Origin of the sequence: Rahnella variigena (assembly GCF_003610915.1) — a bacterium.
GTDB lineage: Bacteria > Pseudomonadota > Gammaproteobacteria > Enterobacterales > Enterobacteriaceae > Rahnella > Rahnella variigena.
Genome location: NZ_NSDJ01000001.1, coordinates 4,131,473 through 4,142,534, shown reverse-complemented (window position 1 = coordinate 4,142,534; position 11,062 = coordinate 4,131,473). Strand labels below are relative to the sequence as shown.

At 52.3% G+C, this 11,062-nt stretch carries 10 protein-coding genes and 2 pseudogenes; 5 read left to right on the top strand and 7 right to left on the bottom strand.

Going from position 1 to position 11,062, the window contains the following annotated elements:
• Positions 1-182: 182 nt before the first annotated feature.
• Positions 183-1,148, top strand: coding sequence for a glucokinase (glk, locus tag CKQ54_RS19005; protein ID WP_120161635.1), 966 nt, complete (start codon positions 183-185; stop codon positions 1,146-1,148).
• 165 nt (positions 1,149-1,313) lie between these two features.
• Here the strand turns inward: glk and uraH are convergent, their stop codons facing one another.
• The 4 genes and pseudogenes from uraH to CKQ54_RS18990 all read right to left on the bottom strand — a co-directional run bounded on the left by uraH (position 1,314) and on the right by CKQ54_RS18990 (position 4,518).
• On the bottom strand, positions 1,314-1,721 hold the full coding sequence (gene uraH / locus CKQ54_RS19000) for a hydroxyisourate hydrolase (protein WP_120161637.1): 408 nt from the start codon (positions 1,719-1,721) through the stop codon (positions 1,314-1,316).
• A 229-nt stretch (positions 1,722-1,950) separates the two neighbouring features.
• Positions 1,951-2,277 (bottom strand): annotated as a pseudogene (locus tag CKQ54_RS26110) (LytTR family DNA-binding domain-containing protein); the annotation flags it as partial.
• A gap of 86 nt (positions 2,278-2,363) precedes the next feature.
• Positions 2,364-2,721 (bottom strand): annotated as a pseudogene (locus CKQ54_RS26105) (response regulator); the annotation flags it as partial.
• Between the two features lie 63 nt (positions 2,722-2,784).
• Positions 2,785-4,518: a sensor histidine kinase gene (locus CKQ54_RS18990; RefSeq protein WP_120161639.1), complete on the bottom strand. Its 1,734-nt coding sequence runs from the start codon at positions 4,516-4,518 to the stop codon at positions 2,785-2,787.
• Between the two features lie 113 nt (positions 4,519-4,631).
• Here CKQ54_RS18990 and CKQ54_RS18985 point away from each other — a divergent pair, with 113 nt between their 5' ends.
• The 3 genes from CKQ54_RS18985 to CKQ54_RS18970 all read left to right on the top strand — a co-directional run bounded on the left by CKQ54_RS18985 (position 4,632) and on the right by CKQ54_RS18970 (position 7,231).
• Positions 4,632-5,168 (top strand): GNAT family N-acetyltransferase, encoded by a 537-nt coding sequence (locus CKQ54_RS18985; RefSeq protein WP_113876967.1) that lies wholly within the window; start codon positions 4,632-4,634, stop codon positions 5,166-5,168.
• A gap of 115 nt (positions 5,169-5,283) precedes the next feature.
• Positions 5,284-6,543 (top strand): alanine transaminase, encoded by a 1,260-nt coding sequence (alaC, locus tag CKQ54_RS18980; RefSeq protein ID WP_120161640.1) that lies wholly within the window; start codon positions 5,284-5,286, stop codon positions 6,541-6,543.
• 169 nt (positions 6,544-6,712) lie between these two features.
• A complete protein-coding gene (locus CKQ54_RS18970; protein WP_120161642.1) occupies positions 6,713-7,231 on the top strand; it encodes a cytochrome b in 519 nt (172 codons plus the stop codon).
• A 45-nt stretch (positions 7,232-7,276) separates the two neighbouring features.
• On the opposite strand, the gene CKQ54_RS18965 is transcribed toward CKQ54_RS18970, so the two are convergent.
• Positions 7,277-8,914, bottom strand: coding sequence for a DUF4153 domain-containing protein (locus CKQ54_RS18965; RefSeq protein WP_244220227.1), 1,638 nt, complete (start codon positions 8,912-8,914; stop codon positions 7,277-7,279).
• Positions 8,915-9,270: 356 nt separating this feature from the next.
• Here CKQ54_RS18965 and CKQ54_RS18960 point away from each other — a divergent pair, with 356 nt between their 5' ends.
• Positions 9,271-9,729, top strand: coding sequence for a nuclear transport factor 2 family protein (locus CKQ54_RS18960; RefSeq protein ID WP_112290768.1), 459 nt, complete (start codon positions 9,271-9,273; stop codon positions 9,727-9,729).
• Positions 9,730-9,799: 70 nt separating this feature from the next.
• Here the strand turns inward: CKQ54_RS18960 and csgG are convergent, their stop codons facing one another.
• Positions 9,800-10,633, bottom strand: coding sequence for a curli production assembly/transport protein CsgG (gene csgG, locus CKQ54_RS18955; protein WP_113876971.1), 834 nt, complete (start codon positions 10,631-10,633; stop codon positions 9,800-9,802).
• A 32-nt stretch (positions 10,634-10,665) separates the two neighbouring features.
• Positions 10,666-11,058 carry a curli production assembly/transport protein CsgF gene (gene csgF, locus CKQ54_RS18950; RefSeq protein ID WP_120161714.1) on the bottom strand — a complete coding sequence of 131 codons (393 nt, stop codon included), beginning with the start codon at positions 11,056-11,058 and terminating at the stop codon, positions 10,666-10,668.
• Positions 11,059-11,062 lie beyond the last annotated feature (4 nt).

Sequence of the window (11,062 nt, the reverse complement as noted above, 5' to 3'; positions counted from 1 at the left end):
GGGTTCAAAACTGCGTTGCAGCGTATAGCAATTACCGCTATTTTGCCCACACGAAACTGTAAGCTTTGCCCCACGGGCGGGGTTTCGCCAGTCGCTTTAATTGATGAAGACAACTTACATCTGCGTGTCTGTCAGCGTACTCTTTAGCGCAGCATAACGAATTTACTTTTGCGGAGAATAACATGACCAAATACTCCCTGGTGGGCGATGTCGGGGGCACTAACTGCCGTCTGGCGCTTTGTGCGCTGGACAGCGGCGAGATTTCGCAGGCGAAGACCTTCTCCGGGCTGGAATATGACAGCCTCGAAGCCACAGTCCGTGAGTATCTTACTGAGCAAAAACAGGAAATTGAAGATGCCTGCATCGCCATTGCCTGTCCGATCACCGGCGACTGGGTGGCAATGACTAACCACACCTGGGCATTCTCCATTGCAGAAATGAAGAAAAGTTTAGGTCTGCAACATCTGGAAGTGATCAACGATTTCACCGCCGTCTCGATGGCGATCCCGATGTTGAAAGAAGAGGATTTATTGCAGTTCGGCGGTAAAAAAGCGCATGACGGAAAACCGGCTGTGATCTATGGCGCCGGTACCGGTCTGGGTGTCGCGCATCTGATCCACGCTAACAAGCAGTGGCTTAGCCTGCCGGGCGAGGGCGGTCATGTTGATTTCGCACCGAACAGCGAAGAAGAAGACATTATTCTTGAGCAGCTGCGTACCGAAATGGGCCACGTATCTGCCGAGCGGATCCTTTCCGGTCCGGGGCTGGTGAATCTTTATCGCGCTATCGTGAAATCGGACGACCGCGTGCCGGAAAACTTCAAACCTAAAGACGTGACTGAACTGGCACTGTCTGATGAGAACGTCGACTGCCGCCGCGCGCTGTCGCTGTTCTGTGTGATCATGGGACGTTTCGGTGGCAATCTGGCGCTGAACATGGGGACATTTGGCGGTGTATACATCGCTGGCGGCATTGTTCCGCGCTTCCTCGAATTCTTCAAAGCGTCCGGTTTCCGCGCCGCATTTGAAGATAAAGGCCGCTTCAAAGATTACCTGATGGATATTCCGGTATTCCTCATCACCCACGATCAGCCAGGGTTGCTGGGTGCAGGTGCGTACTTACGTCAGTCAATTGGTATGACGATCTAAGTTTTAGCTCGTTCCTGTGCGCAGAGGATGAAGTCTGGTTCGATCTGCTCCCTCCCCTGCGAAGGGGAGGGTTGGGGTGGGGTATTAATGCTGAATCAATAAGTTGAAGCGTGCTTTAACAAAGTTTTAGCCCTTAAAACTCCCATCATTATTGCTGTGCTGACTTTAATTCCCGCGGTAAGTCGAGAAGCCGTAAGGACTGACAAGCAGAGGAATGTGATAGTGAGGCACTGAGCCATCCGCTTTAAAAATAACGGGGATTTCCGGGAAAAATGAAGCGGTATGGTGCTTTTCAAACCATTCGCCGGTTTTGAACGTTACCCGATAATTCCCTTTCTCCATCACATTTTCATTGGGATACAGCGCCGGAATTCTTCCCTGTTCGTTGGTTACTCCGCTGCTCAACTGCACCCATTTGTTACCTTCCTGCTTCTCGAGCGATACGCTTACACCCTGTGATGGCAGCCCGTTTTGCAGGTTCAGAACGTGGACGCTAAGAGGGTTCGCTGCATACGCAGACGACAGACACAGAGCATTGATAATACCGGCGAGTAATAATTTCTTTTTAAACATATGTTCGTCCTTTTGAACTCAATGTTATTTGTTAATAACGCAGAATATTTTGCAGAGCTATATTTAGATTTTTCTCATCACAGACATGAGAAAGTACGAAATATCCTCTGTCTTGACGAAACAAAGTCTACTTATTACTGGCTAACCTGAGGATGACGGGTTGATGACATTTTTGTAATAATTCAGAGTCACACGCCAGGTGATAACACTCTCCGCCTCAAAAAACCCATCAGAACCGCATTAACTGCCTGAATTCTTTCACCTTGCTGCGACTCACCGGTACTTCGAAATCTAAATCGCTTAAGCGCAAAATATAGGTGTTGTTGAACCAGGGTACGATCTCGCGGATTTTTGACAGGTTCACGCAATATGAACGATGGCAGCGGAAAAAATGCTCCTCCGGCAGGCGGTTGCACAATTCGGTGATATTCATCGGCATGGTGAATTCTTCTTTGCGGGTATAGACCTGCGTCACCTTTTCCTGCGCGGCGGCGTAATAAATATCGTTGATATCCGTGACAATAATCCGCTCGTCTTTGATCAGATTAATACTGTGACTGACCCGCTGCGCGTTGCCGGTTACAGGCGGGATCCCTTCCTGTTTCTCTCCGGTCTCTTTACCAGCCAGTTCTTTATCACGGCGAAAATGCGACTCCAGCTTTTGCAGCATAGTGACAATGCGTGACTCGTGATAAGGCTTGAGAATGTAATCAAACGCTTCGATTTCAAAGGCTTCTGCAGCGTGTTCTTTATAGGCGGTGATGAAAACGATATAAGGTTTATGGGCAAATTTACTGATATTTTGCGCCAGCAAAACGCCGTCGAGCGACGGAATGCTGATATCGAGAAAAATCGCATCCACTTCATGCGATTGCAGATATTTAAGCACGTCCAGTCCGTCGTCAAATATCGCTTCGACCTGAATGCTGCTGTGCGTATTGATCAGATAACTCAGCTCTTCCTGAGCCGGTACTTCATCTTCGACGATAATTGCTTTCACTGAATTATCTCCCTGGTGCGGTGGCCCGAAAGGCGGGCGGGTAAAACGAAAACGCCCTGCGGATCAGGCCATCTGGCTCTGTATGGCCGCCGTGACTTTCGCAGGAGCGTGAGTAATAACAAAAGAAATATCGGTGCCCGGCTCCAGTCGCCGGATGGTCAGACCCTGCCCGTATAACAACGAAACGCGGTGATGCACATTCAGCAGGCCGATTTTATTGCCGGGCATTTCATTGCGCGCCACGCGGTCAATGGTTTCCTGATTAATGCCATGGCCGGTGTCTTTCACGGAAACTTTAATCCCCTCAGCCTGATGCTTAACTGAAATCACCACCACGCCTTTTCCGCTGCATTTCTGAATGCCGTGAACAATTGCGTTTTCTACCAGTGGCTGGATCAGCAGACTGGGGATTTTCACCGAAATATCGTCATCAATGTCATAAATCACCGTCAGTTTGCTGCCAAAACGCGCCTGTTCGATGGCGATGTAATCCTGTACCTGATGCAGTTCTTTGCGCAGGTCGATCAGCTCGTCATTCAGTTCCAGGTTGTAGCGCAGATAACGGGAAAGATTGATGATCAGCTGACGCGCCACGTCAGGGCGGGCGCGGATCGACGATGAAATCGCATTCAGCGCGTTAAACAGGAAATGCGGGTTTATCTTGCTCTGCAATGCACGCATTTCCGCTTTATTGGCCATTTCGCGCAGTTGTTCAGTGCGTGAGACTTCCATCTGCGTGGACATAATTTGCGACAGCCCGATAGCCATCACTTTCAGCGAATACGTAATACGGTGCGGGTCACAATAATAAATTTTCAGCGAGCCGGTCACTTCGCCTTTTTCCCACAGGGGAATAATAATCAGCGAGTGGATCTGCGGCGTGCGATCCATTTCGTCATTGTTTCTGACCGTGATCTCGCCGCTTTCCAGTGTGGCTTTGGTCATCTCACTCAGCGATTCATGACCGATATTGTATTCATCCGCGCCCACGCCGACGTATGCCAGTATGTTTTTAGTATCTGTGATAGCCACCGCATCGGCATCGATATCCTCGCGGATAATGCGGCAGATGCTGGCCAGGGATTCGGCGTTGATATTTCGGCCTTCGATATTACGGCCGTCTATATTACGGAAATAGGGCAGCGTTTTATTGGCGATATCCAGTGCCAGCCGCGCCTGTCGTGCGGCGATGACTTCCTTTTCATCTTCGACGCTTTGCACCAGTAACACAATCAGGCCAATTGAACTGGCACCGAGGATCAGCGGTGCGGCGATATTCATGACGATATCCAGCCCGAGCGAAAATGGGCGTGCCATCAGCAGAATCAGCACCATGGTCAGTGTTTCGCACAGCATTCCGGCGATGATCCCGACTTTCCAGTGCAGCGCTTTTTTGACGTTTTTATTGATGTAACCGGAAAGGAAACCGGCAGTAATACTGGTGATCAGGCACGGAATCGACGTCGGCCCGTGAATGTCGATGAGAAAACGGTGCGTGCCTGAAATCAGGCCGGTGATAATCCCGACCCAGGGGCCGAACAAGATCCCGCCGGACATAATGGCGATGGTGCGTACGTTTATCAGCGAGCCTTCGACGTTGATCCCGGAAAGCGTACCGAAAATCGCAAACAGCGAGAAAATGGCGGTCACCGCCGCCAGCTCCAGCGGCGTGTGGCTCTCGTTTTCTTTATGCAGCAGTTTACGGAACAGCGGGGTACGCGTGAGGAAAAACAGACAAATGAGCATCAGCGCCGCGCGGTCAAAGACCGCCAGCAACATATCGAAAATGTGAGGCATAGCAGATTAACTCTTTGCGCGCCGTAAAGATAAGCGTGCCAAATGGATTCAGCCGTTATTATATGTAAAAGGTCAGACTTTCACCATCGGCAGACACAGGAGAGCCAACCGAGATGATTTCGTTATCCACGCCGCGGCTGATTATGCAGCCCATCCAGGCTGACGACTGGGCATTTTTCTTGCGGTTGTATCAGACGCCGGAGGTGATGCGTTTTATCGGCGATATCGAGATGCCCGCTCAGGTTCATACCCGTTTTGAACAGCGGCTGGGCAACTGGGACCGCTATTGCGACTTTTGGTTATGCTTGCTGATCCGCGAAAAAGAGACCGGCGCCGCCGTGGGGCTGACCGGATTCTTCCCGGACTGGCGACCTTACAAACAGGGGGAAGTGGGATTTATTCTCGCGCCCGAGCATCAGCGTAAAGGCTACGCGGTGGAATCCCTGCGTGAAGTGCTGAACTTTGCTTTTGACCACTGCGGATTTCACCGCCTGCAGGCCAACGTACTGGAAGGCAATGACGGTTCGCGCCGGGTGCTGGAGAAATGCGGTTTTCAGATGGAAGGGCGTTTGCGCGACAGTTACCGGATTGGCGACGAGTGGAAGAACGACTGGCTGCTGGGGCTGCTGGCAACTGATCCGCGTCCGTAAAAAAAAACGCTCAGTATCTCGACAGCTGTTTTTCTCTGCGTTATGTTCGTTGAAGGCCGCAACGCGGCCAGCGTCGCTCGGACGGTCCGGGCGCTTACGTATCCCAGAGGAAATTATGGCTGATTCCAGTTCACCACGTCGTTTTTCACGTATTGATCGTCTTCCCCCTTATGTTTTCAATATCACCGCTGAACTGAAAATGGCCGCACGCCATCGCGGCGAAGACATTATTGATTTCAGCATGGGCAACCCTGACGGCCCGACACCGCCGCACATTGTGGAAAAAATGGTGCAGGTTGCGCAGCGCGAAGACACCCACGGTTACTCAACGTCACGCGGTATTCCGCGTCTGCGTCGTGCGATTTCCCGCTGGTACGCCGATCGTTATCAGGTGAACATCGACCCGGAAAGCGAAGCTATCGTCACTATCGGTTCAAAAGAAGGTCTGGCGCATCTGATGCTGGCCACTCTCGATCATGGCGATACCGTTCTGGTGCCAAACCCAAGTTATCCGATCCACATTTACGGCGCAGTGATCGCCGGTGCTCAGGTGCGATCCGTGCCGCTGGCAGAAGGTGTGGATTTCTTTGCTGAACTGGAAAAAGCCATTCGCGAAACCATTCCGCGTCCGAAAATGATGATCCTCGGCTTCCCGTCCAACCCGACGGCGCAGTGCGTGGAACTGGACTTCTTCGAACGCGTGGTCGCGCTGGCCAAACAATACAACGTGCTGGTTATTCACGATCTGGCCTACGCCGATATCGTGTATGACGGCTGGAAAGCGCCGTCGATCATGCAAGTGCCGGGCGCGAAAGATATCGCGGTGGAATTCTTTACCCTGTCGAAAAGTTACAACATGGCGGGCTGGCGTATCGGCTTTATGGTCGGCAATCCTGAGCTGGTCAGCGCGCTGGCGCGTATCAAAAGTTATCACGATTACGGGACGTTCACGCCGTTACAGGTTGCTGCGATTGCCGCGCTGGAAGGCGATCAGCAATGTGTGAAAGACATCGCCGAGCAATACCGTCAGCGTCGTAATGTGCTGGTGCGCGGGCTGCATGAAGCGGGCTGGATGGTGGAAAACCCGAAAGCGTCGATGTATGTCTGGGCAAAAATCCCGCCAGCGTATGCGCATTTAGGTTCGCTGGAGTTCGCCAAACGTCTGCTGTCTGACGCGAAAGTCTGCGTGTCTCCGGGCATCGGTTTTGGTGATTACGGTGATACGCACGTCCGTTTCGCGCTGATCGAAAATCAGGATCGTATCCGTCAGGCCATTCGCGGTATCAAAGCGATGTTCCGTGCTGACGGTTTACTGGCCCCGAAAAAAGCCAGCAGTGAACCGCCGGTTGGGCCGGACACTTCTGTCGGCGCATAAGTCGCCCCAGCAAATCAGACCGGGCTTTGGCCCGGTTTTTTTATCTCTGTGCTTTAACTTCTTTATCCTTATCGCCCGGCCTTATCCACAAAGTCTGCGTAATTCCTCTCTATACTCACTCTGTCACTTTTGATTTCGCGTTTAATATCCTCCGGCCAGGAAATTGCTCATGAAAAACCGTTATTCGCTGTCGCAGATAAGCCTGCACTGGGCAACCTTACTGATGATTATTCTGACGTATACCGCGATGCTGACCCGCGACTATTTTCCGGAAGATAATCAGCCGCTGGTGCGTTTACTGCATTTTAATTTCGGGATTTGCGTCTGGCTGCTGATGTGGGTGCGTGTGTTCCTGCGTACCCGTTATGCCACGCCCGTTATCACGCCGCCTTTGCCACGCTGGCAGATTGCGGCATCGCACGCGGTACATGGCGTGTTGTATCTGTTATTTCTCTCGCTGCCGGCGCTGGGTGTGCTGACGCTGGAATTTGGCGGACGTGACTGGGTATTGTTTGGCTGGCAGGTGCCGCAGTTCGTGACGCCGGATCCCTCCGTGCGCAGCACGGTGAAACAGATTCATGTGTTTCTGGCGAACTGCGGTTATTACCTGATTGGCTTACATGCGCTGGCGGCGATTTATCATCATTACTTCCGTAAAGATGACACCCTGTTACGCATGACGCCTTAACGGCGGGTTCACCGGCAGAAATCCTGCCGGTGACGGGCGGATAAATCAGTTTTCATCCTGCTGGTAATGCACCACGCGACGCTTCCCTTCGATCTGGATATCCGCCCATTTGCGCGGCGCGGGTTTAACTTCACCGTTGCGCAGTGCCTGGATCAGCGTCTCTTTATCTTTTTCCTGATACAGATAAAGTTCACCGCTTTGCGCCCACTGTCCGGCCTGCTTCGCGTAAACCCGGCAGTTGACTGAAGGCGCATCCAGCGTATTACAGAGCAGGATTTCTTTCTGTCTGTCACTGTTAAGATCCAGTGTGTTGACGATACACACGCCCTGAACGCTCAGACAATCGCGCACTGTGTTGCGGTATTGTTCCAGCGCAGGAAGACCTTTCCACCAGCCGTCATCCGGCTGCACTGCGCCTTTCGCCAGCGTGATCATCTTTTTCGCCTCCTCAACACGATAATTTTTAACCAGCGCATCGGCCTCTTTATCATTGTATGAGCCCCAGCGTGAGGTCAGCGCCAGGGTGTGTTTCACCGTGGCAAGCAGGCGCGGATCAGCGGTAAACGCAGGATGTTGCTGCAGTTTCGCCAGCGCCTCATTGCCACGACGACCGGTTTCAAAGCGCAGTAATTTAAGATCAAAATCTTTCGCCTGTGTTTTACCGCTGTCGAGCCGCGCAATCTGACTGTTGACGCTGATACGGTAAGGATCGAGCAGCGGGCTGTTGACCGCGATAACCAGCAATACAACTAACAATGACAGCGGTTTATTGAACTGATTCAGGCGTGACAGCCAGTCCGGGCGTTTATCGAAAACGGAAGAACTGTAGCAAAGCGACGCTGTCAGCGTGACCGCAATAATCACCACCGCCCACAGGCGCTGCGGCGTCCAGCCGTATTGCGAGACGCGAAGACCGGTAGAATACAGCGCCAGCGCGGCATACACCGGCAGCAGCAGGATGGCTGCATTGACCAGCCAGCGGACAGCCTGCGGATAAGGTTTCACTCCGCTGTCCGTTTCGCGCACGACGTTCACCAGCACCAGCAGACTCAGCGCCATAATGGTCAGCAGACTGGCGGCGGACCAGGTTTTCGACAGCGCCGTCAGGCCGGTGAACGGCAGGGCGAACAGGAAGATCAGCGCAACGAACGCCACCAGAGGCAGCAGGCCTTTGAGAATGAAACGGATAATATTGCGGGTGGTGTTCATCAGCGCCGGTTGTGTGCGGCAGGTGATGATGCTTATCCCCAGCAGCAGCCCGAAAACCAGATGCATAAACAGTGGCGTATCGAAAAACAGCGCGTGGAAGTATTCAATGCCAATCACCCGGAACAGGGCAGCGCACAGCGCCAGCACGCCGACGGTCAGCAGCATCAGCAGGAAAGTGAGCATCGCACACAGCATATTCTGGCTGTAGCAGGCGGCAAGATGGGCGTACCGGTAACGGTTGTGCGCCGGGAACGTCTGCACCTGTAACCAGGGCAGCACAAAAAATACCATCACCACCAGCGAAAGGTTAAACGGCACCATCACCGAATCTGCCGGTGTGCCGGTCACATTACTTTTCACCCACGTTGCCAGCCCTGCCAGCAGCAAGGTAATCAACGCCATTGCGCCCCAGAACCGGCGGTCATTCAGCCGTACCAGCGACAACGAAATCAGCACCGGTAATGTGAATGCCATAGTCTGGCCGTAAATATTGTGGGAGAAAGCCGACCGCGTGACCGCCTGGCTGTCTGAGAAAAAGTAATACAGCAAAAGTCCCTGCAGCAGGCAGACAACCATAATAAGCCAGCGGGAGGGAACGGGCAGTGGGGGCAAACTGAGGCCGGCCCGATTGAACTGAGACATCCGTGACTCTCCGAAAATGTAAGAGGAAGTAAGGGTAAAAACGTACGCCAGTGTAATGGGTTCCGTGTTCCGGTGCAGAAAACTCTTTTCCGGGGCAGGGTGCGCATTTTGTGAGCATCACCACATAACTGGCAAAATCAGCCGCAGTCACTAGGCTTAGGTATTGGATGGAGAATTTCGAGGTGAAAATGTCAGAACACGAACTGAAAGAAAAACGCATTGAAATCGTTAAGAATTTCTACGCCAAACTGGATCAGGCAGATTCGACTTTGCTGGATCTCTTTGCTGAAGATGTGGTGCTGTTTTTTCCGAAATTTGGCACCGCGCAGGGGAAGTCATCCCTGGGAGAACTGGGTAAACGCTTCGCCCTGGAAATCGACAAGATCCAGCATATTCAGGATGCTTTCCGGTTTCTCAGCGATGGCGACACCATTGTGCTGGAAGGGCAGATGCGTGGCGTGATGCAAAATGGCGACCGCTGGCCGACCTCGGAAGCCGGCAGCCATCATTTCTGTACGGTGTTTGCATTTGACGATTTACTGATCAAACGGCTGAGTATTTATCTCGACCCTGACTTCAATCTCGAGGACAAAAAGCGGGTGAATAATTACCGTCAGGCGGTGAAAAGCGAAGAGAATAAAACCTGATGTTTGCTTAAATGCTTAAAAAAGAAGGGAAGGGGTGTCAACCCACCCCTTCCCTTCGCCAACTGCCCTATCAGGATTCGGCAGGGACAACGCTGTTTTTGTAGCGTTGCAGTATCGGTGAATTCGCTTCCGATGGATTCTGCAATTGCCACAGATTACGGTCGATACCGTCATTGACCAGATAAATAACCCCGGATTCAATGGCCGACATCAGGCACAACATCACTGGCTCGTTGGTGGTATAGCCCAGTTCGCCTTCCAGCAGACGCTGATAGTCGATAAAGCGGAACACCCCGGCCTGCACTTCATACGACAAAATCGTCTTGCTGGTATTCACAGACGACAGAACTTCCCCGGTATTGACGTCGACAGCACGCAGGTTCACGGCTATCTGGTCCAACTGGTACTGCGTACTGGCACCGATACCGAAGTAACGCGCCCCTATGCCGCCCGATTTCACATTGCTTTCATAGCCGATAATCGAGCCTTCAATCAAAATATTTGCCGCCACTAAAGAAGAAAGCGGACGCTGGTTATTGATAGCGACGCTGCCGTTTTCCTGAGCCGCACGGATAATTTTGCGTTCGTTGAGCAGGTTTTGCAGTCCCTGACGTTCCAGCGGAATAAACCATTTCGAGTCTTTTAACGCTGAGACCAGCATCGCCGTGGCGCTTTGCGGCACCGCGGTAGAGAAGTTACTCGCCGGATACGGTTTGAACTGACCGGTTTCATCCTGAATATTATAAACGGAGACAAATACACGTCCCTTCGGTGCCGGGAGATGAGTCAGGTCGGTATAACTCGGTGCCCGTGGCAATAATGTCGGTCTGGCGGCTTCTTTCGGGGGCGCTGTGAGACACCCGCTCAACACAAAAACTGCGATGAGTAATAAATAGCTGCGCATGATGTTGTTCCTGTTTTTATTTGTCGTCGGAATCAGTTGGTAGTGGCAGACAGGCCCTGAACCTGAATGGTGGAAATCTTGCCTGTTTTACGATCGGTAACGTTCATCACCAGTTGCCCGTCGGTATTCTGGATATCCACAATAAAGTCCTGCGTCACCAGTCGCCCCGGTTTGCCCTGATTCACGTTGCCCATCAGACTGCCCAGCAGCTGCGACTGAATCGATGCGGTGAAGTTATCCAGCGCAGAGGTGCCGGTGGAACCGAAATCGTATGAATCCGGATCCTTATAGGAGTTTTGCGCCTGGGCTTCATTGAGCAGGAACGCGCCATTATTCGGGTTGCCGCCGAAATTCGGGTTAATGAACTGGAAAACCATGTTGCCTCCCCAGGAAACCGGGGACGCCGTCAGTAATGCCAGCAGCATGACT

What these genes read in the sequence shown, in the direction of transcription:
- CKQ54_RS18990 (WP_120161639.1), bottom strand. Translation starts at nt 4,518, where the DNA reads ATGCCTCACATTTTCGATATGTTGCTGGCGGTCTTTGACCGCGCGGCG.
- CKQ54_RS18965 (WP_244220227.1), bottom strand. Translation starts at nt 8,914, where the DNA reads ATGGCATTCACATTACCGGTGCTGATTTCGTTGTCGCTGGTACGGCTG.
- csgG (WP_113876971.1), bottom strand. Translation starts at nt 10,633, where the DNA reads ATGCGCAGCTATTTATTACTCATCGCAGTTTTTGTGTTGAGCGGGTGT.
- CKQ54_RS18970 (WP_120161642.1), top strand. Translation starts at nt 6,713, where the DNA reads ATGAAAAACCGTTATTCGCTGTCGCAGATAAGCCTGCACTGGGCAACC.
- uraH (WP_120161637.1), bottom strand. Translation starts at nt 1,721, where the DNA reads ATGTTTAAAAAGAAATTATTACTCGCCGGTATTATCAATGCTCTGTGT.
- glk (WP_120161635.1), top strand. Translation starts at nt 183, where the DNA reads ATGACCAAATACTCCCTGGTGGGCGATGTCGGGGGCACTAACTGCCGT.
- alaC (WP_120161640.1), top strand. Translation starts at nt 5,284, where the DNA reads ATGGCTGATTCCAGTTCACCACGTCGTTTTTCACGTATTGATCGTCTT.
- CKQ54_RS18960 (WP_112290768.1), top strand. Translation starts at nt 9,271, where the DNA reads ATGTCAGAACACGAACTGAAAGAAAAACGCATTGAAATCGTTAAGAAT.
- CKQ54_RS18985 (WP_113876967.1), top strand. Translation starts at nt 4,632, where the DNA reads ATGATTTCGTTATCCACGCCGCGGCTGATTATGCAGCCCATCCAGGCT.
- csgF (WP_120161714.1), bottom strand. Translation starts at nt 11,058, where the DNA reads ATGCTGCTGGCATTACTGACGGCGTCCCCGGTTTCCTGGGGAGGCAAC.